The 24,120-nt window shown below is 67.5% G+C and carries 21 protein-coding genes, 1 tRNA gene and 1 riboswitch; of the genes, 13 read left to right on the top strand and 9 right to left on the bottom strand.

Going from position 1 to position 24,120, the window contains the following annotated elements:
- Positions 1–253 precede the first annotated feature (253 nt).
- The 5 genes from NI17_RS19205 (at position 254) to dcm (ending at position 9,415) form a co-directional block, all read left to right on the top strand.
- Positions 254–1,732, top strand: a complete 1,479-nt coding sequence (locus NI17_RS19205; RefSeq protein WP_068691522.1) for an ATP-binding protein — start codon at positions 254–256, stop codon at positions 1,730–1,732.
- Positions 1,732–4,542 carry a Z1 domain-containing protein gene (locus NI17_RS19200; protein WP_068691524.1) on the top strand — a complete coding sequence of 937 codons (2,811 nt, stop codon included), beginning with the start codon at positions 1,732–1,734 and terminating at the stop codon, positions 4,540–4,542. The genes NI17_RS19205 and NI17_RS19200 overlap by 1 nt, the downstream gene beginning before the upstream one ends.
- Complete coding sequence (locus NI17_RS19195) at positions 4,542–5,531, top strand: PD-(D/E)XK motif protein (RefSeq protein WP_119268176.1); 990 nt, start codon at positions 4,542–4,544, stop codon at positions 5,529–5,531. Before NI17_RS19200 ends, NI17_RS19195 begins: the two co-directional genes overlap by 1 nt.
- A 3-nt stretch (positions 5,532–5,534) precedes the next feature.
- Positions 5,535–7,295 (top strand): AIPR family protein, encoded by a 1,761-nt coding sequence (locus tag NI17_RS19190; RefSeq protein ID WP_068691528.1) that lies wholly within the window; start codon positions 5,535–5,537, stop codon positions 7,293–7,295.
- A 209-nt stretch (positions 7,296–7,504) separates the two neighbouring features.
- The gene (dcm, locus tag NI17_RS19185) at positions 7,505–9,415 is read left to right on the top strand and encodes a DNA (cytosine-5-)-methyltransferase (protein ID WP_211329505.1); all 1,911 of its coding nucleotides are present in this window, start codon (positions 7,505–7,507) and stop codon (positions 9,413–9,415) included.
- Here dcm and NI17_RS19180 read toward each other — a convergent pair.
- Entirely contained in the window at positions 9,409–9,831 is a 423-nt protein-coding gene (locus NI17_RS19180; RefSeq protein WP_234401936.1) for a very short patch repair endonuclease, read from the bottom strand. The two genes, dcm and NI17_RS19180, sit on opposite strands and share 7 nt — an antisense overlap.
- 770 nt (positions 9,832–10,601) lie before the next feature.
- Positions 10,602–10,898, bottom strand: coding sequence for a hypothetical protein (locus NI17_RS19175; RefSeq protein ID WP_234401937.1), 297 nt, complete (start codon positions 10,896–10,898; stop codon positions 10,602–10,604).
- 294 nt (positions 10,899–11,192) lie between these two features.
- Here NI17_RS19175 and NI17_RS19170 point away from each other — a divergent pair, with 294 nt between their 5' ends.
- Together NI17_RS19170 and NI17_RS19165 are read left to right on the top strand one after the other, a co-directional pair.
- A complete protein-coding gene (locus tag NI17_RS19170; RefSeq protein WP_068691532.1) occupies positions 11,193–11,699 on the top strand; it encodes a DUF6879 family protein in 507 nt (168 codons plus the stop codon).
- A gap of 3 nt (positions 11,700–11,702) precedes the next feature.
- Complete coding sequence (locus NI17_RS19165) at positions 11,703–11,915, top strand: DUF397 domain-containing protein (RefSeq protein WP_341721528.1); 213 nt, start codon at positions 11,703–11,705, stop codon at positions 11,913–11,915.
- A gap of 559 nt (positions 11,916–12,474) precedes the next feature.
- On the opposite strand, the gene NI17_RS19160 is transcribed toward NI17_RS19165, so the two are convergent.
- A tRNA-Arg gene (locus tag NI17_RS19160) sits at positions 12,475–12,547 on the bottom strand.
- A 175-nt stretch (positions 12,548–12,722) separates the two neighbouring features.
- On the opposite strand from NI17_RS19160, the gene NI17_RS19155 reads away from it, so the two are divergent.
- The 4 genes from NI17_RS19155 to tenA all read left to right on the top strand — a co-directional run bounded on the left by NI17_RS19155 (position 12,723) and on the right by tenA (position 16,933).
- On the top strand, positions 12,723–14,192 hold the full coding sequence (locus NI17_RS19155) for an NAD-dependent succinate-semialdehyde dehydrogenase (protein ID WP_068691607.1): 1,470 nt from the start codon (positions 12,723–12,725) through the stop codon (positions 14,190–14,192).
- A gap of 669 nt (positions 14,193–14,861) precedes the next feature.
- On the top strand, positions 14,862–15,527 hold the full coding sequence (locus NI17_RS19150) for a response regulator (RefSeq protein ID WP_068691534.1): 666 nt from the start codon (positions 14,862–14,864) through the stop codon (positions 15,525–15,527).
- 41 nt (positions 15,528–15,568) lie between these two features.
- Positions 15,569–16,006, top strand: coding sequence for a pyridoxamine 5'-phosphate oxidase family protein (locus NI17_RS19145; protein WP_068691536.1), 438 nt, complete (start codon positions 15,569–15,571; stop codon positions 16,004–16,006).
- A 127-nt stretch (positions 16,007–16,133) separates the two neighbouring features.
- Positions 16,134–16,241, top strand: a riboswitch (TPP riboswitch).
- A complete protein-coding gene (gene tenA, locus NI17_RS19140) occupies positions 16,226–16,933 on the top strand; it encodes a thiaminase II (protein ID WP_157129735.1) in 708 nt (235 codons plus the stop codon). It overlaps the preceding riboswitch by 16 nt.
- A 63-nt stretch (positions 16,934–16,996) precedes the next feature.
- On the opposite strand, the gene NI17_RS19135 is transcribed toward tenA, so the two are convergent.
- The 3 genes from NI17_RS19135 to NI17_RS19125 all read right to left on the bottom strand — a co-directional run bounded on the left by NI17_RS19135 (position 16,997) and on the right by NI17_RS19125 (position 20,275).
- Positions 16,997–17,548, bottom strand: coding sequence for a hypothetical protein (locus tag NI17_RS19135; protein ID WP_068691538.1), 552 nt, complete (start codon positions 17,546–17,548; stop codon positions 16,997–16,999).
- A gap of 325 nt (positions 17,549–17,873) precedes the next feature.
- Entirely contained in the window at positions 17,874–18,632 is a 759-nt protein-coding gene (locus NI17_RS19130) for a hypothetical protein (RefSeq protein WP_068691540.1), read from the bottom strand.
- A gap of 404 nt (positions 18,633–19,036) precedes the next feature.
- Positions 19,037–20,275 carry an LCP family protein gene (locus NI17_RS19125; RefSeq protein WP_068691542.1) on the bottom strand — a complete coding sequence of 413 codons (1,239 nt, stop codon included), beginning with the start codon at positions 20,273–20,275 and terminating at the stop codon, positions 19,037–19,039.
- Positions 20,276–20,628: 353 nt separating this feature from the next.
- Between NI17_RS19125 and NI17_RS19120 the strand changes: the two genes are divergently transcribed.
- On the top strand, positions 20,629–21,039 hold the full coding sequence (locus NI17_RS19120) for a hypothetical protein (RefSeq protein ID WP_068691544.1): 411 nt from the start codon (positions 20,629–20,631) through the stop codon (positions 21,037–21,039).
- Positions 21,040–21,066: 27 nt separating this feature from the next.
- The gene (locus NI17_RS19115; RefSeq protein ID WP_068691546.1) at positions 21,067–21,423 is read left to right on the top strand and encodes a hypothetical protein; all 357 of its coding nucleotides are present in this window, start codon (positions 21,067–21,069) and stop codon (positions 21,421–21,423) included.
- On the opposite strand, the gene NI17_RS19110 is transcribed toward NI17_RS19115, so the two are convergent.
- The 3 genes from NI17_RS19110 to NI17_RS19100 all read right to left on the bottom strand — a co-directional run bounded on the left by NI17_RS19110 (position 21,408) and on the right by NI17_RS19100 (position 24,087).
- Positions 21,408–21,653 carry a hypothetical protein gene (locus NI17_RS19110; protein WP_068691548.1) on the bottom strand — a complete coding sequence of 82 codons (246 nt, stop codon included), beginning with the start codon at positions 21,651–21,653 and terminating at the stop codon, positions 21,408–21,410. The two genes, NI17_RS19115 and NI17_RS19110, sit on opposite strands and share 16 nt — an antisense overlap.
- Positions 21,654–21,860: 207 nt before the next feature.
- Positions 21,861–22,538 carry a response regulator transcription factor gene (locus NI17_RS19105; protein ID WP_068691550.1) on the bottom strand — a complete coding sequence of 226 codons (678 nt, stop codon included), beginning with the start codon at positions 22,536–22,538 and terminating at the stop codon, positions 21,861–21,863.
- Positions 22,525–24,087, bottom strand: coding sequence for a sensor histidine kinase (locus NI17_RS19100; RefSeq protein ID WP_084012615.1), 1,563 nt, complete (start codon positions 24,085–24,087; stop codon positions 22,525–22,527). Before NI17_RS19100 ends, NI17_RS19105 begins: the two co-directional genes overlap by 14 nt.
- Positions 24,088–24,120: the final 33 nt, after the last annotated feature.

Below are 24,120 nucleotides of genomic sequence, written 5' to 3'. Positions count from 1 at the left end.
CCCAATTATGGGTACATTCCCTTTCGGGCTGCTGGGATCGGTCCGAAGGGCTCCCGACAGTGCCGAAATTCCTGTCGGTAAACTCGGAAGTCGGGAGAGCACGCTTCCCCGCAGGCCCCGTACCCCGCCGCTCCCCGTACGGGGGCGCGGTGACACAGAACAGTTCCTCCGAGCCCTACCGAAGTCCGTCCACAGTTGGTATCTGTGTCTTCTCCCCGCCCCAGACGTCGTCACAGGAGGCTTTGAGCGCGACATGGAGTCACCCGAGCCTGCTGCTGTGGAGCGTCTCGACCCCCGGGCCGAGGATCTCGTCGAGTCGCTGCGGGCCTTCGGGTATGACCTGGCGACCGCACTGGCCGACCTCGTGGACAACAGCATCACGGCAGGGGCGAGGAACGTCCGTATCGCCTACAACTCAGATCCCGGCAAGGCCTGGATTGCGGTCGTGGACGACGGTCGCGGTATGAGTGAACAGGAACTCCGGGAGGCAATGCGGTTTGCGCGTAATCCCAGGCAGGAACGGACAGAAGGCGATCTGGGGCGTTTCGGGCTCGGCCTGAAGACCGCATCTCTGTCCCAGGCCAGGAAGCTGAGCGTGCTGTCCCGGAACGGGGAGGGGCGTCTGGTCGCCCGGACCTGGGATGTCGACCACGTCGCAGAACACGGCCAGTGGCTCGTACTCACCGAAGCAGACGAGGGAGCCCTCAAGATTGTTGACCTGCTCGGTTTCTCGGGACAGGGAACCGTCGTACTCTGGCGGAACCTGGACAGGCTCGGGGAGGGGGAGACACTCCAGCGCAGAATCACCGAGGCGGGGCGCGAACTCTCCCTGCTCTTCCACCGGTTCATGGAGGACGGACGTATCACCCTCCACATGGGACGGAGACAGCTGACCCCCCTGGATCCGTACCTGCGCCGCCACCCAGCCACCCAGGACCGCGGCTTCGAGGAACTGGAGTACGAGGGCTACCGGGTCAGGGTCAATCCCGTGGTTCTTCCCCATCCCTCCCGGCTGAGTTCCCAGGAGGCCAGGAAGGCATCCGGGCCGGGCGGCATGCTCGCCCGGCAGGGCTTCTACGTGTACCGGGGGGACCGACTGGTTGTGGCAGGAAGCTGGCTCGGTCTCGGAGGCATGCACAACTCCGCACACACCAGACTGGCCAGGGTTGCTGTGGAGATTCCGCCGGGAGCCGACCTCGCCTGGGAGGTGGACGTCAGGAAGTCGACCGTGCGGCCCCCCGTGGCCCTGGAGAAAAGGATCATCGAGCTTGCCGAGAGCGTCCGGGCCAGGTCGGAGAAGGTGTTCACCCACAGGGGGACCCCGGTGGCCCGTCCGCGCGACCTCCGTGAGGTGCAACCGGTATGGCAGCAGGTCCGCCGTCTGGGGCAGTCCGAGTACGCGATCAACAGGGAGCATCCGCTCATCGCGGAGATGCTGGACAAGCCGGGTGGGGAGGCGGTTGAGGGAGTGCTGCGCCTCATCGAGGCGACACTTCCGGTGCAGTTGATCGCCCAGGAAGCCGCTGTGGGCTTCTCCGGGGGGTCATCCCACGACCGAACACCCGAGGTTGAGGAGGTCCTGTCGACGTTCCGCACCATGTTGACCGGACTTCCACGGGACCCACTGAAACGGAGGGCACTGGCGGAGGCCTTGGCCGGTGCCGAACCCTTCTGCCGCCATCCCGGGCTCATCAGGGATGTCATCGAGTCTGATTCGCGTGAGGAGATGTGATGCTCGATCTCACGGAGGCCGCGCTGCTCCTGGCCAAGCAGCAGGTCTCGGAGTTGCCGAGACACGAACGTACCCCCGAACGGCTCCGTGAGATTGTTCGGAGAACTCTCGGAATGCTCTCCGACGGCGGCACCGTTTCCGCGGACGTTCTCTTCCGCAGACTCGAGGCCGAGTTCGACGTCTGGGTCCCGAGGGCGACGGTGGTCAGCGATCCCAGCGACCATGTCCCCTGGTTGGAGGAACGCCGTGGTGAAATCGACTTCTCCTACTGGAGACGCTACGCCGACTGGTTCCGGCGTACCCGGAGGGAGAGTGTCGTCGAGGCGCTCGACGAGACAACCGACCAGATCCTCGGACTTCTGGAGGACCCCCGACGCGCTGGTGAGTGGAAGACCTACGGCATGGTCTACGGCCAGGTCCAGTCCGGTAAGACCGCCAACTACACCGGTGTGATCTGTAAGGCGGTGGATGCCGGCTACCGGGTCATCATCGTGCTCACCAGCCAGCACGAGAGTCTCCGGCACCAGACCCAGGCGAGGCTGGATCTGGAGTTCCTGGGCTTCAACAGCAGGTTCAGCCGCGACCGGACCAGTGACAGTTCCATGGACATCGGTGTCGGCAACCTGGGCAGGGTGTCGACCATCTGTATACCGGTGACGACGCAGGACAGTGATTTCACCACGGCACAGTTCCAGGGAACACCGGTCAACATCCACGAGGTGCCGATACTCGTTGTCGCCAAGAAGAACGCGCGGATCCTGGCCAACCTCAGAGACTGGTTGGGGAACTTCGCCTCAGGCCCGCAGGGAGAGCCGAAGCTGGTAGGGGGAGCACCGCTCCTCCTCATCGACGACGAGGCCGACTACGCCTCGGTGGACACGAAACGCCCCACCAGGGGAGGAGACCACAGCGACCCCGAGCACGACCCCACCGCGATCAACAAGGCCATCCGGGGGCTGCTGGAGTTGTTCGAGAAGCGGGCGTACCTGGGATACACGGCGACGCCCTTCGCGAACATCTTCATCCCCCACAGCACAGACCACCCTGAGCACGGCGAGGACCTGTTTCCACGGAGCTTCCTCGTCACACTGGAACCCCCGTCGAACTACTGCGGCCCGGAACTCGTCTTCGGGTTGGAGGATCCCACCGCGGCGGACATCCGTGAGCCACTCCCCATCGTTCACGAGGTCGGTGACCACAGGGACTGGATGCCGGACGGTCACAGGAAGGGCCATGTTCCCGACGTGTCGCTTCCGGGGTCGCTGGTGGAGGCGCTGGACGCCTTCGTGTTGGCCACGGCGATCCGGAAGGCCCGGGAGAGGAACAACGGCGAAGTCGGTGGACACAACACCATGCTCGTCCACGTGACCCGGTTCACGGACGTCCAGGGCGAGGTCGCCCGTCAGATCGAGCACCATCTGCGGCGCATGGCGGACTCCTGGGGGGACTACGGGGACGCCGGGATCGCTCTGCAGGAACGGCTGACCGACCTGTGGAAGAGGGATTTCGTTCCGACCCACGAGGAGATCGCCAACCGCGATGACGTCAGTGCCCAGGTCGGACCCCGGGTGTCCTGGGAGGACATCGAGAGTTTTGTCCCCCACGTGTTGGACGAGGCCGCTGCCAACGTGAAGCGGATCAACGGCAGCGTCGCCGACGTACTCGACTACCAGTCGAGTACCCCGGTCACCGTGGTTGCGGTCGGAGGCGACAAACTCTCCCGGGGGCTGACCCTGGAGGGCCTCACCGTCTCCTACTACCTGCGGGCTTCCAGAACCTACGACACCCTGCTCCAGATGGGACGCTGGTTCGGTTACCGTCCCGGATACCTGGACGTCATCCGGCTGTACACCACCAGAGAGCTGATCAACTACTACGTCCACATCACCCGGGCCAACCGGGAACTGATGGACCTCACCGCCGCCATCTCCAGAGCACAGAAGACTCCCGGAGACGTTGGGCTGCGCATACGGGAGGGGACAGGCAACCTCCAGGTCACGGCGGCAGCCAAGATGCGCTCGTCCACGGCGATGAAGGTGAGCCTGGCCGGGACCAGGGCGGAGACGCTGGTTATGCGGACAGACAGAAAGGCCCAGGAGGACGGTCACGAACGTCTGCAACGGCTCGTCGAGCGGATCCTTCCGCTCGACCCCGTGCCGGAGGAACGGCTACACGGTGCAGGAAGGGGCCTGTTCCGTCGGAACGTCCCACCCGAAGCCGTTGTGGAGTTCCTGGAGGGTTTCCACGTTTCGCCCCGTGTCCTCACCGCCAATCCGGACAACCTTCTCTCCTACATCCGGAAGCAGACAGCCAGGGGAGAACTCGTTCGTTGGGTGGTGGGAATCACGGGAGGCAGTTCCAAGAAACCGTTGCCCGTTCAGGACGTCGACATCCCGCTGATCAAACGCCGGACCATCACCCACGCCCGGGTGCTGGACGGGGAGTGCGAGGTTGGCGTTCTCGTCAGCCCGGCCCACGAGGCGCTGGGACTCGCTCCTTCCGCGAAGAACAGGGCTTTCGAGAGGACGGTTGACGAGTTCCACAGAAGCGGGCGGGGACGGGAGCCCAAACGGGCGAGTGGAGACGCTCTGCGCAGGGTTCGGGATCCCGGGGAGGGGCTTCTGCTGCTCTACCCCATAGACCCAGCCGCCTCGGAGATCGAGGTTGGGGCTCCGGGGCTTCCGGTCATCGGGTACGCGGTTGTCTTCCCCCACTCCGAACAGGCCGAGAGGATCAGTTACCGGGTTAACGAGGTGTTCCTGGAATCGCTCAGGAAGGCCGTCGAGGACTCGGGGGACGGTGAGGAGTGATGGCCTCCGCCACACCCGAGCAGCTTGAGGCGTCCTTCCGTGAGGCCGAGGCGAATGGATGTGTCGGCCCGGGAGCAATCCGCCGTCGACTCATCCCGGATTCCGAACTGGACGTCTTCACGGAGGTCCGCTTTCCCAGCCGGGAGTGGGTGCTCCTGGTCGGCAGTGACGAGCGGACCGAGGACCAGGACATCATTCTGACAACAGGGCTGACCTGTCGGACGAAGAACGGTTCGGTTGAGGTCATAGCGGAGTCGGGAACCGACCGGCTGCTGTTCTGTACCCTCCTCGCCGACATTGTCAAGCAGTTGGAGACATCCACGAGAACACCGGTGAGCGCACTGGCTCACAGGATCAGAGCCTGGCGCCGAATGCTCGGCCGCGGCCTGCACACCGGTCTGACCCCCGAGCAACGCCTCGGTCTGTACGGTGAGCTGGTCGTGCTCCGTGAGGTACTGCTTCCCACACTGGGAGAGGCAGCAGTCAGGGCCTGGGTGGGTCCCTCCGGAGGAGCCAAGGACTTCGTGCTTCCTCCGGTTGCGATCGAGGTCAAAACCGTCTCCAGCAGGGAGCCGGAGCGGTGCCGGATCAGCCACGAGCGCCAGTTGGACTCGACTGGGCTGACCGATCTCTTCCTGGTTCACCAGGTGGTGGGAACGTCGTCGGACGGCGTCCTGCTCGAGGAGTTGGTCGATGACCTCCGTTGCGCTCCGGAAGTACGGGCAGAGCTCCCCCATTTCGAGAACTGCCTGCTCCAGGCGGGATGGCTGGATGTTCACCGCAGCCAGTACGCCGGTGACAGGTATGCGCTGGTCCGAAGACGGTGTTTCTCCGTGACTGACACTTTTCCACGGGTGACCCCCGCAGACCTTCCTCCAGCGGTGTCCGGTGTGTCATACCTTGTCAGTCTGGCAGTATGCGGCTCACACCAGGTGGACGAGGAGACGGTGCGAGCAGTGGTCGCGCGGACGAACCAGGCGAAGGAGTAGTGGGTGCAGGGCGCATCGGTCGAAGAGTTCGCCATCAGCCTCGAGCAGGCCGTGGACGACCGCCTCAACGAGGAGTCGGGTCTGCACAAACGTGACGTCTTCGTTCAGGTGGTCAGTGAGTACCTGATCGAGGACGGAACCCTGGAGGATCTGTACGTCTGCTACTACGTCCATCCGTACGGACGGAGCCGGGTGGAGGTGTCCGGCTATGCGATCAGCGACGACGGGCATGTACTGGACCTCGTGGTTGCGGATTACGGGAACTACGGTCAGACCGTCTCCCGCGACCAGGTGAGAAAGCGGTTCAGGTGGGCGGAGCTGTTCGCAGAAGCCTGCCGCGACGGACACCATCGGGAGATGGACGAATCCACTCCCGAGTTCGACATGGCCCAGAAGATTCACTCCCAGTGGTCAGATTTCGACAAGATCCGGATCTTCCTGCTCACAGATGGCCGTAGCACCTTCGACAACCTTCCCCAGAGCGAACTTGGGGGAATCCCCGTCGTCCAGGACCTGTGGGACATCGAACGGATCCGGCGACTGGCGACATCGGGGAGACACGAGGAGCCCATCTCCGTCGATTTCACCGAGTTGGGCGGGCCGCTGCCCTGTCTTCCTGCATCCACCGGAGAAGACGATTACCAGTGTCTTCTGACGGTCATTCCCGGACAGGTACTCGCCGACATGTACGAGTTGTACGGCGCAAAACTCCTCCAGAGGAACGTCCGCTCCTTCCTGCAGTTGCGGGGCAAGGTCAACAAGGGGATCAACGAGACGATCCGTACAGCCCCCGAACGGTTCCTGGCGTACAACAACGGAATCTCCGCAACGGCCACGGGTGTCGAGTTCGACGGGGAGAAGACCCGTATCGTCCGGCTGGACGACCTCCAGATTGTCAACGGAGGTCAGACGACCGCCTCGCTCCACCACGCTGCCAAACGAAGCCGTGCGGACCTCAGCAGGATCTGGGTAACAGCGAAGATCACGGTCGTCCGTGCGGGGTTGCTCGACGAACTCGTGCCGAACATCTCCAGGTATGCCAACTCCCAGAACACGATCAACGAGGCGGACTTCGAGGCGAACAGCCCTTTCCACGTCGAGTTGGAACGGGCGTCCCGAAGGGTCTGGGCCCCGGCCGTTGCGGGAGGCACACGTCAGAGTCGTTGGTACTACGAGCGTGCCCGGGGGCAGTACGACGTGGACAAGAGCCGTCGCCCCACGGCTGCCCAGAAGAGGGCCTTCGCTGCCGAGTACCCGAGGCAACAGCGCTTCACCAAGACCGACGCTGCCAAGTACGAGATGACGTTCCGACAGGCACCGCACGTGGTCAGCCTTGGGGCACAGAAGTGTTTCCAGCGCTGGACCTCTGAGGTGGTGTCGAATTTCACGGGTGTCCCGGATGACGAGTACTTCCGGAAGTTGGTCGCGAAGAGGATCCTCTTCGAGGGAGCACGGAGCGAAATCAACAGGCTGAACCCGAAAGCGGGCTACCTGGCCAACGTCACCACGTACACACTCGCCAGGCTGGTCGAGGACATCGATCTGGAGAAGGTCTTTGCTCTGACGTGGAAGCAACAGGAAGTACCCGCCGAGGTCATCAGGGCCGTGCAGGAACTGAGCGGCCCTGTACGCAGGGTGCTCCTCGCCGCTCCGGGGGCGGGCAATGTGACGGAGTGGTGCAAGAAGGAGGACTGCTGGAAGAGCGTTCTCGACATCAGGTGGGGAGGTCCGTCGCCCACCATCGCCCGACAGCAGAAAAAGTAGTCCGATCTTGACCTTCGGGCAGTAGTGTTTTCGACTGCTGTGTGGGGCGGTGGGCAACTCACGGGGTGATCCGTACCCCACCTACGGGCACAACCCGGTATGGCCGGACACCTGACGCCCACCCACAGCCTCCCCGGAACCGGAGAGCACTCCCCTGTCCCCAGGTATTCCGGAGAGACTTGTATCCCAGGGGGCTCTGTGTTGTCCTGGTGCTCACTGAACTGATCCCTGACGAGGAGGCCCGGGTGTCGTTCTACGGAGTGAAACTGCACCGCAGTGACGTACTCCAACTCGGCGAGCATCCCGAGGCTTGTACCGAGGAAACCTTTCTCACCTGGTGTGAGGAAAGGATCCGTGCGGGGGCCCCTCTTGCCGTGGACCTCTTCTCGGGGGCAGGAGGGCTGAGCCTCGGCCTCGAGAACGCGGGTTGGACCGTTGCGGCGTCGGTCGACTTCGACCAGCGCGCGCTGGAGACCCACAGGGCGAACTTCCCGGGGCTCGCGCTGAAGGTTGACCTCGGTGAACCGGAGCAGCGGGAACGGCTCATCACCCTGTTCAGGCAGACGTCGATCGATCTGATCGCCGGAGGTCCGCCCTGTCAACCGTTCAGCAGGGCCGGACGTAGCAAGATCAGAAGTCTGGTCGAAGCCGGGGCAAGGGATCCCGAAGACCTGCGTAAAGAGCTGTGGCGTGCCTTCCTCGACGTCGTTGTGCAGGTCGGACCGCGCGCTGTGCTGATGGAGAACGTCCCCGACATGGCGCTCGGTGACGACTTCCGCGTGGTCCGGACCATCACCGAGTCCCTGGAGAACAACGGATACTTCGTCCAGGTGCGGCTGGTCGACGCCTGGAGGTACGGAGTACCCCAGCACCGCAAAAGACTGATCCTCCTGGCACGGCGAGACAGTGAGAACTTCGACTGGCCCGAGCAGACAACCCCGGTGTATCTCAACGAGGCGATCAGCGACCTTCCCGAACTTCCCGAGGACAATCCCGTGGGTGCCAGAGAGTTGCCCTACACACCTCCGGAGGAACCATCACAGTTCGTGCGGTTCATGAGGAAGGAAGTCACGGAGTCCAACGTCGTCCACGACCACATGACGAGGCCGGTCCGACCGGACGACCTCGAGGTCTTCAAACTCATGACCCACGAGACCCTGTACTCGGACATCCCCGAGAATCTGCGCCGCTACAGGGCTGACAGTTTCGACGACAAGTACAAGCGGCTGGACGGGAACAGCTTCAGCAGAGCCATCACGGCCCACATCGCCAAGGACGGATACTGGTACATCCATCCCGAGCAGCACAGGACCCTCACAGTGCGGGAAGCCGCCCGTATCCAGACCTTTCCCGACCACTTCCGCTTCGCGGGGACCCGTAGCGACGCTTTCCGTCAGATCGGCAATGCTGTGCCTCCCCGACTCGGGGAGGCCGCAGCCACGGTCGTCAGACCCTCTCCGGGTGGGAAGCCCGTCAGGAACACCTGGCTGGAGTTGCATCGGGAACTGGTGGATTGGGGGCTTCGGCAACGGAACGTAAGATCGTGGTTTCTCTATCCGGGGCCCGACGTGAAGCAGGCGGTGGCCTTGGTGGTGTCACTTGTCGGCCCTGAACGGACCGAGACACACAACCTCGGATGGCTGCTCGAACGACTCAGGGGAAAGGTCAGGATCACCGCGGAGGAGTTCCGTATCCTCCGTGACACCGTCCGCAACGACCGTACGAAGGAACGTCTCAAGCAGATCGAGAAGGCAACAGCAGAGGAGGGTGTCTGGGGGGACACCGACAAACTCGTTGGCGTGCTCGGTCTCAAACCGGCGGAGAAGGCCCTCTTCCGGTTGCTGATGGGAGAGGATGTCATGCTCGCCGGCCAGGGGCCGCTGAGATCGGCGGCAAGGGTCTTCGGCAGTATGTCGGACCAGATCAACCGGCTCACCGACGGACGTGTCGAGATCGCCCGTCTGATCGGTGGCGGTGAGGATGCTCCGGTGCGCATGGCAGCACTCCGGCATCTCTCATACACGAACTGTCTTCCCAAGAAGCCGCTGTGCAGTGGTTGCCCGCTACAGAACTGGTGTCGATTCGCCGAGAGGAACAGGAGTCCGGAGACGCTCTACTGAGCCCTGGCAGCCGCCTCCACGCGTCTGGCAGCCTCCGTGGGGCTCCGTTTGACCTCACACTCCCACACACGGAGGACCCGCCAGCCGGCCTCCTCCAGCAGGGAGTTGTTCCGGAGGTCACGGACACGGTTGGTGTCGATCTTCTCCCGCCACTTCTCGGCGTTCGGCCCCCTGAACTCGGCGGGTGAGTGTTTCGGGCAGCCGTGCCAGAAGCACCCGTCGACGAAGACCGCAAGCCTCCACCGGGGAAGCACGAAGTCGGGGGTGCAGCGGCCGACAACGCGCTGGTGCAGCCGAAACCTCAGCCCCAGCGCATGCACCGCACGTCGCAGATCAACCTCGGGTTTGGTGTTGCTGGTCCGCCTGCCACGTAGGTGGGCGCCCTTCTCGGTTGGGGTCCATCCGTTGCCTGCCACGGGTGCCATTCTTGCTGATGGGGCCGACAGGGCGTGGGTCGGTTCTTCCGGCAGTCTGGTGGTGAGGCATACCGAAGGGCGGGGTTTTCACCCTGACCTAAGGGCAAGGTCAACGACGATCGCGGCCACGGGTTGAGTGGCTCCGATCACAGGCGTTCCCGGGTGGGCAGGGGATCGGGAGTCGGCGCGGCGGGTCGGCGTCAGGCGGCCGCCCGGTAGGCCCAGTTCTCCCGAAGCTACGGCGAGCCGCAAAGTAGCTCGTGATCCGTCTCTCCCGGGGGTCAGGCGCGACGGGGAGGGGGCGGGCAGGCCACTCCGGCCTCGATGGCGGCGTCGGTGCGCGGGGTCTACGGCGTGATCTGGCGCTGGACGTGGTGTTCGGCGGCCACGGCCGGGTGGGCACAGGAGATCGACCCCTCTTCGTCCAGGACGTGGACCTCCAGATCGTCGGCGCAGAGGGGTTCTGCGGGCGGTACCCAGGCCGCCGTGTCGGATTCCCGGCCGTGCGGCGCGTCGGACAGTAGGGTCCGGGTCTCCCCGGGACGGCGGGCGCGGGGCGGGTGGTGGCCTCCAGGGTGTGCGACAGCGCGCGCACGTGGCGGGGGTCGACGGCGACGGTCTCGCCGGAGTCGCGGACGCAGGCGCGCGGGTTCCGAGACTCCCGGACGGCTTCACCGGGGAACCCGTACGCCAATGCTCGCATCCTGCCGCTTCCACGGCGGGTTCTCCACGGCCCGACCGGCCCCTGTCCTACCTGGAGGAGCAGTTCCTCACGCACGTTGAGAAGGGCAGGTGACCTCCCAGGCCGCCTCGATCATCCGGAAGACGTCGTCCACCGCGGCCTCCGGATCGGCCGCCTCACGGGCCAGCGAATAGGCGTCGACCACGAACCTCGCGATCGCCCGGCAGGCCGTCGTGGTCTGTGACAGGTCGAGATCGGCGGCGATGGCCGTTGCCAGCGACTCCGCGTGGCGCAGCCTCATCGACTCCTCGTACTCCCGCAGGGCAGGTGATTCGTCGACCATGCGCCAGATCGGGGCGGCGCTGTCCACCGTGCAGTGTCGCACCAGGGTCTGGATCTCTCGGCGTAGCGCAGGGATGAGCGGCTCGTGCGGCGTCCGGCCGGTGACCGCCTGCGTGAGGCGTTGCTCGAAGTCTTCGTCCTGCGTCGCGTATCGCGACGTCGTGCAGCGACTCCGCGCCGACGCTCTGCTCGACGAAGAAGAACCCTCCCCGTTCTTCTCCCGTCTCAACGATTCGGGACACCGGGAATCCCCGGTCCGCCAGCATGCGCTGGAAGTCTGCTTCGACGCGCACCTCAGCGCCGCCGGTCCGTTTGAACAGGGTTCCGTCTCCGGTTCCTGTCCTGGTTCCACACCTCGGTGTTCCGCCTGGAAACCCTCGACGCCTATGTGGCCGGCAACGAACGCGAACCCTACCGCCGTTTCCTGGCGGGTCTCCCCCAGGACCTGGGGTGGCGGCGCCCCTGGCAGCGACTGGTCCGCGACATCCGAACCAGCGGACGCGGCATAGGCCGCGTCCACATCGTCCCCGACGAACTGACCGACTACCTGAAGTTCGAACTCACCTGCGCCTACCCCTCCAGCGTCGACGCCGGAGAGGACGTACGCATCCTCAGCAGGGCAACCGCCGACTCGCTGGGCCTGCCCGACGGGGAGGACTACTGGCTGTTCGACGACGAACGCTCGGCACTGCTCCACTACGACGACGACGGCGAGTTCCTCGGCGTCGAGTTCGCCGATCCAGCTCGCGCCGCCCAGCACGCCGACTGGCGGCGCACCGCCCAGACCGCCGCGATCCCCCTGGACGACTACCTCAAAACCGTTGGCCTGTCAGCCGAACGCTGACCAATCCCTGGAGCGCCCATAACCGACCACCTGTTCACCGACGCCGACTTCCGCAAGTCCGACCGCAGCGGCGACTTCGGCTGCGTCGAAGCCGCCATCACCCACCACACCCCCGACACCATCGGCCTGCGCGACTCCGTGCATCCCCGACAGACCGTCCTCGGCTTTCCCCCTGCGGAGTGGACCGCCTTCACCGCAGGACTCGACGAACTCTGACCGACCGCTCGTGGGAGGCCAACGGCTTCCCACGGGTTCCGTCATCTGGCTGGGGGTACTGGTTTTCCCTTAGTGGCTGAGGAGCAGTTCTGGTTTCTCGGTGGCCTGCGTCGCGGTTGCGGGAGTCACGTATCGCCACGGTGCCGGAAACCCCGATCTTCGCGTAGTCGGCGTCGCCGGTGCTGTGGCTGTTCCTGCCTCGCGGCAGGGTTGCCGTCGTATGAGTCTTCTTCCTCCGGGAAGAAGTGCCAGGAAACGTCAGAGCGCCGCGAGGGGGCGAAGTTCGCCGTGGACGGCTCCGGCGGGGCATCATCGCCAACGACTTCGTGAGTTCGGCTCAGAGTGTTCCGTACCGGGTGTGACGGAGGCTCTGGTGTGCCCTGGTCGGCTGCCCCCGCGCGGACGGGCAGAAACCGCCACCACCCCGCGAAGCTTTGTCGCGTATCTGGCGCGGCCCCCGCACACCCCCGACACCGCCCGACGGCACCCGTACACACGACGAAGGCCCTGCCACTGCGTTTCCGCAGTTCAGGGCCTTGGTCTAGCTGGTCTCAGCGAGCGCACTCGGAGGGATTCGAACCCCCAACCTTCTGATCCGTAGTCAGATGCTCTATCCGTTGAGCTACGAGTGCTGGACTGTGTTGTGCTGCGGCGCTGCTCCGCGCGCCGACACGAAAAACTGTAGCACAGCGCGGGGGATGGCTCGGACGGATTAATCCGGGGGTGAGGTCGGACAGCCGTTAGCCGTGGGGGATGGAGGGAAGGGCGTACCGCGAGACCGTGAGCGCGACCGAGAGGAGCCCGGTCATGACCACGACAGAGCGCGAGGCGCGGATCGTCGAGCAGGTACCCAAGCAGCTGTGTGTGGGCGGACACTGGCGGGACGCCCGGTCCGGAGCGACGTTCAAGGTGGAGGACCCCTCGACCGGGGCGGTGCTGTGCGAGGTGGCCGACGCCGGGCAGGCCGACGGGATGGACGCGTTGGAGATGGCGGCCGACGCGCAGTCCTCCTGGGCCGCTCACCCGCCCCGGGAGCGCGGAGAGATCCTGCGGCGCGCCTACGAGTTGCTGATGAACCGCCAGGACGATCTGGCGCTGCTCATGACCCTGGAGATGGGCAAGCCGGTGGCCGAGTCCAGGGCGGAGATCGCCTACGCCGCCGACTTCTTCCGCTGGTTCGCCGAGGAGGCGGTGCGGATCGGGGGCGGCTACTCCGTCTCCCCGAACGGGCAGACCCGTTTCCTCGTCATGCGTCAGGCGGTGGGGCCGTCGCTGCTGATCACGCCGTGGAACTTCCCCATGGCGATGGGCACCCGCAAGATCGGTCCGGCGGTGGCGGCGGGCTGCACCATGATCCTCAAGCCCGCCCAGCAGACCCCGCTGTCGGCTCTGGCGCTCGCCGAGATCCTGCGGGAGGCCGGGCTGCCCGACGGGGTGCTCAGCGTGCTGACCACCACCGACGCGGGCGGGCTGACCGGGCCGCTGCTGGGCGACGGCCGCCTGCGCAAACTGTCGTTCACCGGGTCCACCCAGGTGGGGCGCACTCTCATCAGGCAGAGCGCCGACCAGGTGCTGCGCACCTCCATGGAACTGGGGGGCAACGCCCCGTTCATCGTCTTCGACGACGCCGACCTGGACGCCGCCGTGGACGGGGCGATGCTGGCGAAGATGCGCAACACCGGTGAGGCGTGCACCGCGGCCAACCGGATGTACGTGCAGGCCGGGATGGCCGAGGAGTTCGCGGGCCGCCTCAGCGAACGCATGGCCGCGCTGCGGGTCGGCCGCGGCACCGAGGCCGAGGTGGATGTGGGACCGCTGATCGACGAGAAGACCCGCTCCAAGGTGCAGGGGCTCGTCGACGACGCGGTGGACCGCGGTGCGCGGGTGCTGGTCGGTGGGGAACAGGAGGACGGCGCGGGCTACTTCTACCGGCCCACCGTGCTCGCCGACGTTCCCAAGGACAGTGAGGTGTCACGCACCGAGATCTTCGGCCCGGTCGCGCCGGTCATCCCCTTCGAGACCGAGGAGGAGGTCTTGGCCGAGGCCAACAACACCGAGTTCGGTCTGGTCAGTTACGTGTTCACGCAGAACCTGGGGCGGGCGCTGCGGGTGTCGGAGGCGTTGGAGACCGGAATGGTCGGACTCAACCAGGGGATCGTGTCGAACCCGGCGGCCCCGTTCGGGGGAGTCAAGCAGTCCGGGCTGGGACGCGAGGGCGGAACCGTCGGCATCGACGAGTACCTGGAGACCAAGTACGTCGGCATCGCCGGACTGTGACCGACCGGTGAGACGCGAAGACCCCGCCGGGCGAACCCGGCGGGGTCTTCACTGCTGTGGGTTGGTGCGGCGGTCGCCTCACGGCGGAGTGCGCAACGCGGCTCCGGAGACCGTCCGGGACGCCACCGAGGTGGTGTCCGGACGCGGTATTCCGCGAAGGCTAAGGGTTGGAGCCCGGGGGACACTTGCTACCGCACCGACCCACACCCTGCACAACAGGGTGGCTACTCGCATCATTCCCCAGCCGGAAACTTTTTTCTCCCGCGCCTCCGGTGCGCCCGTGGGCGGGAGGTCGCCGGCGGGGTCTTCACTGCTGTGGGTTGGTGCGGCGGTCGCCTCACGGCGGAGTGCGCAACGCGGCTCCGGAGACCGTCCGGGACGCCACCGAGGTGGTGTCCGGACGCGGTATTCCGCGAAGGCTAAGGGTTGGAGCCCGGGGGACACTTGCTACCGCACCGACCCACACCCTGCACAACAGGGTGGCTACTCGCATCATTCCCCAGCCGGAAACTTTTTTCTCCCGCGCCTCCGGTGCGCCCGAGAGGGCTCCACCGGGTGGCGGGCACCGGGTTCGGGACCTTTGGCAGTGGTAATCGAGTCGTTCGGCGCGGCGCCCCCGCACCGGGGCCGCTACGGTCGAAGGGAGGAGACAGAACCAGGGAGGCAGCCATGCCGCAGGCGAGCACGCCTGACCCGATCAGGGTGTTTCTGGTCGACGACCACGAGGTGGTGCGCAGAGGCGTCGCCTCGCTGCTGGAGGACGAGGGCGACCTGCGGGTGGTCGGCGAGGCCGGTACCGCGGAGCGGGCGCTGCACCGGATTCCCGTGGTCAGGCCGGACGTGGCGGTGCTCGACGTGCGGCTGCCCGACGGTTCCGGGGTCGAGGTGTGCCGCGAGATCCGGTCCGGTCACCCCGAGATCGCCTGCCTGATGCTCACCTCCTTCGCCGACGACGAGGCGCTGTTCGAAGCGGTCATGGCGGGCGCCGCCGGATACGTGCTCAAGCAGATCCACGGATCCGACCTGGTCGGAGCGGTGCGCACGGTCGCGGCGGGCGGTTCGCTGCTCGATCCGCGAAGCACCGGACGCATGCTGGAGCGGCTGCGTGAGAACAGCGGCAGGCCCGACCCGCTCGCCGTGCTCACCCCGCAGGAACGGCAGATCCTCGACCTCATCGGGGAGGGCCTGACCAACCGGCAGATCGGGGAGCGGCTCTTCCTCGCGGAGAAGACCGTGAAGAACTACGTCTCCAGCCTCCTGGGGAAGCTCGACCTCAAGCGTCGCACCCAGGCGGCGGTGCTCGTCGCGCAGTTGCGGGCGAAGAACGAGATCTGACTCTCCCCGGGAGGACAGAGCGCTCAGAAGGGAAAACACGCATGAACGTGGAGGGGCACAACGCGGTCGCCACCGACACGGCCGGGTTGGAGGTGCTCGCACGGGAGGAGTGCCTGCGGCTGCTGTCCCAGGCCCCGATCGGACGCATCGTCTTCACCGACCAGGCGCTCCCCGCCGTCCAGCCGGTCAACTTCGCCATGCTGGGAACGGACATCATCATCCGCACGTCGCCCGGGTCCAAGCTCGCGCAGGCCACCCAGGACACGGTGGTCGCGTTCGAGGTGGACGACTACGACGTGACGGAACGCACCGGCTGGTCGGTCATGGTGATCGGTCTCGGCCGGGCGGTCGACGACCCCGCGGAGCGGGCGGTGCTGGAGGCGCTGCCGCTGAACCCCTGGGCGCCGGGGTCCCGTTCGCACTACATCCGCATCGTGACCGACATCGTCACCGGGCGGCGCATCCCGACGAGGCGCTGACCTCCTCCGCGGCTCCTCCGTCGATCCCCCTTCCCCGGGGCCGGCGGCGACCGCCCGCTCGGCCGGTCCGGCGGCCATCGCGTACCCCTCACTGTCGGACGCGGAGCGGAACGGCTAGAGTGGCGGACGTAACCACGCGGGGTGTCCCATACGGGGACTGAGACGGGCCGCGGGCCCGAACCCGTCGAACCTGATCTCGTTAGCACGAGCGGAGGAACGGTGGGCGTACTTCCTGTTGCCGCCGATGAGACCGGCTTCACCGCCGACCTGGGGCGTCGGCACTCGGACCTGTTCGAAGCCTTCTACCAGCATCCCTTCCTCAAGGGCATGCGCGAGGGAACCCTGGCCAAGGAGCAGGTGCTGCACTACGTCGGTCAGGACCACCAGTACCTGACCGCCTACGTCCGCTGCTACGGCCTGGGACTGGCGCTGTCGCCCGACCGGGAGTGGATGCGGTTCTTCCACGACAGCGCCGCCTTCATCCTCGGTGAGGAGAGCCGGGCACACGAGGCGCTGTGCGAGTACGCGGGCGTCTCCTACGAGGAGGCGCAGGTCGACCGGCTCGCTCCCAGCGCGCAGGCCTACATCAACCACATGACGGCGGCGGGGCACGACACGCTCGGCGTGCTGCTGGCCGCGCTGCTGCCGTGCCCGTGGACCTACCTGTGGGCGGCGAGGCGTTTCACCGAGGAGACTCCTCTCGCCGCCGACCACCCCTTCCACGGCTGGTGGGACTTCTACGTCGAGCGTTCCATGACGGAGAAGCTCCTCACGCTGCGTTCCCGGCTGGACGTGCTGGCCGCCGAGGCCGGTCCCGCCGAGCGGGAGCGGATCGAGCGTGCGTTCGTGGCCAGCTGCCACTACGAGGTGCGGTTCTGGGAGATGGCGTGGTCCCTGGAGGACTGGACTCCTCCGAACGGGACCTGATTCTTCTGGAGGGTGTGCCGGTCCGCGCGGCCGGCACACCCCGGGCCGTCCCGTCGACGGTGGCTACAGCGGCAGGCCCTCACCCAGCAGACCCTTGCCCACCAGGCCCTCCGTGGACAGGCCCAGCGACTTGGCGGGGTCCTCGGCGGCGGGCTGCGCGGGAGCGGCGCCGCGCTGCGGCACGACGCCCGGCGCGGAGCCGGTGACCGAGCCGACGGTGTCGCTGGTGGAGGTCTGCTCGGTGGCCCCGCCGAGGAGCGACTCGACCTCACCCTGGTGGACCATGGACTGGTGCTCGATCTCGTCGAGCATGACCTGGAGGGTGTCCTTACCCTCGGGCAGCACGGCCAGGTCGCCCGACACCATCGGCTCGTCCTCGGACTCCACGACCGGCGCGCTCATGTCGACGATCTCGTTTCCGGCCAGGTCGCCCGGCAGCGAGTCCGTGGGAAGCTGCTCGCCGGGCAGGCTGACGCCCATCCCGTCGAGCGGGTTGGTGAGGTCGTCGGCGGTCGGTGCGGCGGCGGAGGCGACGCCGCCGCCCAGGGCGAGGAGACCGGCGGTTCCCGCGGAGAGGACGAAGGTCTTCACGGCGGAGCGGATGAATTCGGACACGGGGATTCCTCCCTGATCGTTGTGAAGGGAATGACACGAGATGTGCGACCGTGCGCTGGAGTCTGCGTGTGGGTGCGCGATTCCGTTGCGCCGGCGCGTCAGCCGAGGGGTTCGACGGGCCGCCCGGCTGACCTGAACCCCGCGATGGACGGGTGCGCGGAACTCAGGTCAACCCCCAGAGCGGGCTGGGAACGCGGGCCGGATCGGGTGCGGAGGACGTCGCTCGGTTCTGACGGGACCGGTCGGCCACCGGACAGGCGGCGCGGTCACGGCGTGAGCGGGTGCCGGGATCGGCGCGCGACTGCGGGCCCGGGGCCGATGCGGCCTAGTCGGGGGAGAAGAACGGGTCGGCCACGTGCTGCTGCGGCGGCAGCGCGGTGGAGTGTCCGACCGTGGAGGTGAGCGCGTCGCGGCGCGGCGCGGCGGGCGGGTACGTGAGGTAGCCGGCGAGCGCTCCGGAGGACGAGGGGCCCTGCTGCTGTGCCTGGGCGGGCTGGGTGGGAGCGGGCGCCGCGGACACCGACGGCTCCGATGCGGAGTCGTCGGTGTCCGGGGTGGCCTCGACGGCGGATGACCGTTCGGGCTCGTGGGGCGCGGGGTCGGCGTCGTGTTTGGCGGCACCGGTGGCGGCACCGGTCGCGGAGTCGTCGTGGAAGGCCGGGGAGTCCGTGTCCTCGTCGGAGGTACGGGCGGTCTCCGACACGCCCGGGGCGCTTTCGACCGGCGGGACCGGGAGCGCGTCCGTCTCCGTCGTGGCCAGGTCGAGCAACGGGTCGACGTCGATGATCTGCGGGGATTCGACCGCTGGCACCGAAGTGGTGTCGGGGTCGACCGGGGGCGTCACGGTCTCGGTTATGGCGGTGAACTCGACGTTGTGCTGTTCCACGGCTTGGCCGTCCCGGAGCCGGGCGGTTTCGGTGACCGTGTCGAACGTGTCGGCGAGCGCCGGAGCCGCCGAGCCGAGCGCCCAGGCGGTCAGCGTGAGACCTCCGATGGCCAGGGCGCGCCGCACCGGAAGGGAGCGGGCGGCGCGGGCGACGGCGAGGAGACGCGACGTGCGTCCCTCCTGTCTCCTCCACGCCATGGCGTCCTCCGGGTGTGCGACGACACGCGGGCCCCTTGGGTGATGTTTTGCCTACGCAAGGTGACGGCCCGCTGTGGTCAGTGACCGTAGCACGAACGCGGCCCCGTGGGTGGCCGGTTCTGCGGAAAACGCCGTGACCAGTCGCGTCGTGGGACCAAAGCCCCGGGAGAATGCGGTCTTTGTGCCGATGTTGCGCGCTCGTGGGATGGGGTTGACTGATGGTGGCGGTCGGGAGTGCGGTCCTCGACCGCCGCACTGAGAAGGCCCCCCAGGGGGCGGGCGCGGGAACTCCTCTCGGCTGTTCCGGGCAGGCTCCGCAGCCGATACGCGCCGCTCACGAAGTCGGCCGGGAGCGCGGACCCGGCCGACTTCGTCGTTGTCACGCGGTGTGTCGCCTCGCCCGCCTAGGCGCCCGTGTCCTCCGTGCCCAGGCCGAGGCCGTTGACGCACGGGTTCGCGGTCGCGTCGCGTCCCTCGATCGCGTCGGCGGGGGTCGCGGACGGGGTCGGCTCCGGCTCGGTGGAGGGCTCCGCCGGGTAGGACGGGGTGAGACTGGCCGACGGGCTGGAATCGGCCTGCGGCCGTCCGGTCTCCAGCAGGGCGTCGTCCACCCGTTTGTCCTCCTGGATGGCGCGGAACAGCCGCTCGGCCTTCTCCTCGTTCCAGACCACCCGGTTGGGGTCCCAGGGGGCGGGCCAGGACGGCACCGTGTAGAAGGTGATGTCCTTCGGTCTGGCGTCGGACATGGTGAACCCGATCGACAGCATGGTGTCCAGGGTCAGTTCCGAGTCGGTCGCGGTGTACTGGGTGACCGAGGTGAGCAGCGCGTTCAGCCTGCCGGGGTCGCCCAGGACGTCCCTGCTGAGCACCTGTGAGGCCAGTGCGCCGAGGAACATCTGCTGGCGGTCGATACGGCCCAGGTCGCCGCCGTCGCCGATCTCGTAGCGGGCACGCACGAAGGCGAGCGCGTCCTCGCCGTCCAGCAGTTGGTTTCCCGCCTCCAGGTCGAGTTTGGCGCGTTCGTCGTGCATCGGTTCGGGAATGCACATCTCCACGCCGCCGATCGCGTCCACCATCTCCCGGAAACCCACGAAGCTCAGGTGCACGAAGTGGTCGACGCGGATCCCGGTCAGCGACTCGATCGTCCTGACCACGCAGGGCGGTCCGCCGTGGAACAGTGCGGCGTTGATCATGCCGTAGTAGCCGTGGGTTCCCTCGGTCTCTCCGTACGGGTTGCACTGGGGCAGTTGCACCAGCGAGTCGCGGGGGAAGCTGACGACGGTGACCCCGTTGCCGGGGGAGATGTGCGCCAGCAGCAGCGAGTCGGAGCGTTCGCCGACGAAGTCCCGGCCGCCGTAGGCCGCGTTGCCGCCCTCCCGGCCGTCGGAGCCGATGAAGAGGATGTTGACGGCGTCGCCGATCTTGGGCGGCCGCTCCTCCTCGGGGAGGACGGTGGCGAGGTCGTGCTGGACCATGTTCGCGCGCAGTGACCGGTAGTAGGCGTAGGCCGTGCCGAGGCAGGCGGACAGGGCCACGACCACTACCAGGGAGGTCCACAGCACCACCCGCCGCTTGCCGCGGCGGCGCGGGCGCGGCGGGGCGTCTGGGGAGGAGTCTGCGGGCGTGGGGGCGTCGTCGGACATGAGAGCTTTCCGCGAGAGGGGTGGGACTCCGGGGGTCGGTGTGCCTGGCCGGGGCACCAGCTCGAAAGGTGCACAACGGACGATAAGGGATGGTTAGAAGATGATCCCATGAGATCCTCCTCCGAGGCACACGAAGAGGCTTCGATATCGGACAGCCCGGGTTACAGATCGGTACCGCGCGGAAAACAGCGGTTCCGGTGGCTTAGGGTGGACGGGAGTCCGGGCGATCGGTCCTGTTCCCGCACGCCACCGCTCGGATTCGCCGGACGAACGAGCAAGCGGCAACTCAGTGTGTGAAACCGGACTTCTGAATGCCTGTCTCCTCCCTTCCCACCGATGGTGAGCCCCTCCGGTTGTCCGCTGTCTCCGACGGCGAGCGGCAGCCCGATCTGGTCGAGCGGATCGCGGACGGGCTGCGCAGCCATCCGCGTGTCATCCTGGACGCGTTCACCGACCGGGACCAGCAGCGTGCCGTCGCGGCGGGCAGGGTCGCGGGCAAGCACCTGAAGCGTGCGACCCGGGCCACGGCCACCGGCGAGGGGGTGCTGGTCGAGTTCGACGACATCGACGGTCCGTACCAGGAGGAGCCCGAGACGGAGGAGCGCCCCGGACAGTCCTGGGGAGTGCGGCCGTCCTGGGCGACCTACGCCGGTCCGTCCCAGTCCGCGGTCCGCAGCAACCAGAACGCACCGGGCGGCCGGCTTCCCCAGCGGGTGCCCGGAACGGGTCCCAGACCGGGCGCTCCCGTTCCGAAACGGCACTGACCGGGGAGTGTGACAGTGGAGAGAGCGATGCGAGACGTCCTGCCCGGCCCCGTCCGCTGGGCCAGAATCCTGGTCTTCGTACTGGCGGGGCTCGTCTTCGCGTTGAGCGCCGTCGAACTGCTGCGGGTGGGACTGACGTCGGAGGCGGTCGGCTACCTGGTGTTCGCGGGCACGTCGGGCGGATCGCAGTTGATTCTCGGACTGCTGATGCACCAGCGCGGGTGGCCGGTGCTGGCCGCCGTCATCGTCGTGCAGTCGCTGACCGCCTCCGCCACACTGCTGTTTCCCGGACAGGACGGTGTCCTCACCCAGCTCGTCCTGCCGGTGGCGGTGGCCGTGCTGGTGTTGACCCGTCCGGCCAGGGAGCACTACCTGCGTTCCTGATCCTCGCCGCGGTCCGGGGCGAAGTCGTTGTCCGGAGGGCCCTCCAGGCCGGAGCGGGCCTCGGTGTCGCCGTCCTCGGCGGGGACCCGGGTGGGCACCCCCGTGCCGGTCACCTTGTATCCACGGGCACGGGCACGGTCGGAGGCCTGCGGCTCGTCGTCGGCGCGCACCACCGGGGCGAAGAAGCGGTCCCGCTGCCGTTCGGTCTCGCGTTCCGAAGCCTCTGCCATCGCGGTTCCTCCTCCGGTCCGATCACGGGCAAAAGGAAGGCGGGCGGTGGTTCATCCCCCCGGAAACCACCGCCCGCTGCCATCCCCCCGCTAGCAGTCCTGACCGAGAGGGGGTGGCCCAAACATCCGGCCGGAAAAATCTTCCGGGAGACGCCCCACCGGGGAGGACGCGGTGCGAGACGCCTTCCCGGGCCGGTGACGGACCTTTCACTCGCCCAGTGACTTGGCCAGCGCGACCGCCTCAAGCTGCGACTTCACGTTGAGCTTGGCCAGGATCGACCGGATCTGCGAGCGGACCGTGGCGATCGAGACGTACGACTCCTCGGCGATCACCTTGGCGCGTTTGCCCTCGACCAGGGCGGCGAGCACCTGACGCTCCCGCTTGGTCAACTGGTTGAACATCTGCTTGGCGGAGCGCTGCTGCGACTGGAGGGCGCGGTGTTCGGAGAGGAGGCGCTGCCGTTCCCTGGGGTCCATCATCGGGCGGCCCGCGAAACCGTCCAGGATGGCGTAGATCAGCTCGTCGAAGGGCACCGCCTTGGACAGCCAGGCCGCGGCTCCGGCGGCGATCGCCTCGGCGATCCGCGGCCGCTCGGTGCTTCCGGTCACGAGCAGTACCTGCCAGCCGTCGTGGGTCAGGTCCCGGGCCAGCGTCACCCCGTCCATCGGACGCCCGGAGGCGTCGGTTCCCAGGTCAAGGTCGAGCAGGACCAGCGACGGCTGGGTCTCGGTGGCCAGAGCGAGCACTTCCTGCGGCTCCAGGGAAGGGGCGCGCACCGCGTTGATGCCCCGGCTGCGCAGCATCGTCTCGACCGCGGCGCTGAACAGTTCGTGGTCGTCGACGATGAGTACGGCGGGGGAAACCGGGCGGTCAGGGTTCGACATTGCCGCTCCCGATACTCGTGGTGGACGTGGTGGACGGCTCGGAGGAACGTCCGGACCCGCGGGCCGAAGCACCGCGATGGCCGCGTCGACCCGGCTCGGGCTCCTGCGCTGAACGTGACTTTACGGGCAGATCGATAAGGACGACACAGCCAGGGCGGTCCGGGCGGCTGGGGGCCAGGCGCAGCCGTCCCCCGTGCTCGACGACCAGCTCCCGGCACACGGCCAGACCGATGCCCTCCCCGACCGAGCCGCTGCCCTTGACCCCGCGGCGCATCACCTCACGCTCCTGACCGGGAGGAATGCCCGGACCGTCGTCCTGGACCCGCACCCGGACCGTGTCACCGAGCAGGTGGGCCTCCACCCACACGTGCGCCCCGGGGGCGTGCCGTTCGCAGTTCGCGAGGATGTTGGTGACCACCTGCGCGATGACGTCCTGGGGCACGGCGACGACGGGGTCGCTTTCGACCGTGAGGTCGATCCGGGTGCCGTTGCCGCGCCGGATCAGCACCATCTGCTCCAGCAGCGGCCTGAGCCGGGTGCTTTCCCGGCGGGCCTGCTCCGACCGCGGGGACAGCATCGCCCGCATCCGGTTCAGCTCCGCGGACAGCGCGGCGCTCAGCGCGGCACGGTCGATCCTCCCCTCCGGATCGTCCATGGTGAGCAGTTGCGCGGCCCCGTCCACACCGGCCAGGGCGTTGCGGAGCTCGTGCGCCTGCGTCGACAGCCGCTGCCGAGCCTCCACGGCCTCGGCCTCCGCCTCGGCGAGCCGTTCCCGATCGAGCTGGAACCGCTGGTAGGTCCGGTAGGCGATCTGGAGCACGGCCAGCAGGATCAGGGTTGTTCCCAGGGCCCGGACGCCGGGGACCATCAGGGGCGAGTACAGCAGCGGATCGCCGTTCCAGAACCGGGGCGCGTGCCCCATGACGACGGAGAGCTGTCCGAAACCGAGCCACACCAGCACGCGCCGACGCTGCAGGACCCCCGTCACCAGGGTCGCCAGGCCGACGTTCAACCACAGCAGCGCGGTGCCGTAGAGCAGCACGGGCGAGCGGATCATCGAGTAGGCGGTCTCGGGAAACGCCGCGGCGGCGACTCCCGCCGCGAAGGAGCACACCACCGCTATGAGCAGCCCGCGCAGACCGGTCGCCGGGGTGCGCAGCGGCCGCACCGGCCAGGGGCGGGGGCGGTCGAAGGGGGCCACCGCGAGCAGCAGCAGACCGATCGTCAGCAGTGTCGCGGTGTGCCGGATCGTGGCGACCACGATGGTGTCCACGGTCGCCGTGGCCAGGCCCGAGGCCGTGGTCGGGATGACGACCATCCCGTAGAGCATCATGGCGGCCGCGATCCGACGCAGGGAGGGCTGCTCCGACAACCGTGAGACGAGTTCGGCGGCGAAGCCCGCCGCGACCGCGGTGGCCGCCGCGAACATCGCCAGGGTCGCCATCGCTCCCGAGCTCAGGGGGAGCCAGATCTCCAGGGAGGACAGCAGAAGCGCGCCGCCGACCACCAGGGCCAGCAGAACGGCCGATTCCATAACGAGTCTGCGCACGGTGCAACCGTCCTTCGACACAGGGAGAGGGCC

Origin of the sequence: Thermobifida halotolerans (genome assembly GCF_003574835.2) — a bacterium.
GTDB classification, from domain to species: domain Bacteria; phylum Actinomycetota; class Actinomycetes; order Streptosporangiales; family Streptosporangiaceae; genus Thermobifida; species Thermobifida halotolerans.
This window is presented reverse-complemented; position numbering and strand designations above follow the sequence as displayed.

Coding starts and splice junctions, on each gene's coding strand:
- NI17_RS19105 (WP_068691550.1), bottom strand. CDS start 22,538: ATGTCGAACCCTGACCGCCCGGTTTCCCCCGCCGTACTCATCGTCGAC.
- NI17_RS19115 (WP_068691546.1), top strand. CDS start 21,067: ATGCGAGACGTCCTGCCCGGCCCCGTCCGCTGGGCCAGAATCCTGGTC.
- NI17_RS19150 (WP_068691534.1), top strand. CDS start 14,862: ATGCCGCAGGCGAGCACGCCTGACCCGATCAGGGTGTTTCTGGTCGAC.
- NI17_RS19195 (WP_119268176.1), top strand. CDS start 4,542: ATGGCCTCCGCCACACCCGAGCAGCTTGAGGCGTCCTTCCGTGAGGCC.
- NI17_RS19145 (WP_068691536.1), top strand. CDS start 15,569: ATGAACGTGGAGGGGCACAACGCGGTCGCCACCGACACGGCCGGGTTG.
- NI17_RS19130 (WP_068691540.1), bottom strand. CDS start 18,632: ATGGCGTGGAGGAGACAGGAGGGACGCACGTCGCGTCTCCTCGCCGTC.
- NI17_RS19205 (WP_068691522.1), top strand. CDS start 254: ATGGAGTCACCCGAGCCTGCTGCTGTGGAGCGTCTCGACCCCCGGGCC.
- NI17_RS19155 (WP_068691607.1), top strand. CDS start 12,723: ATGACCACGACAGAGCGCGAGGCGCGGATCGTCGAGCAGGTACCCAAG.
- NI17_RS19110 (WP_068691548.1), bottom strand. CDS start 21,653: ATGGCAGAGGCTTCGGAACGCGAGACCGAACGGCAGCGGGACCGCTTC.
- NI17_RS19200 (WP_068691524.1), top strand. CDS start 1,732: ATGCTCGATCTCACGGAGGCCGCGCTGCTCCTGGCCAAGCAGCAGGTC.
- NI17_RS19125 (WP_068691542.1), bottom strand. CDS start 20,275: ATGTCCGACGACGCCCCCACGCCCGCAGACTCCTCCCCAGACGCCCCG.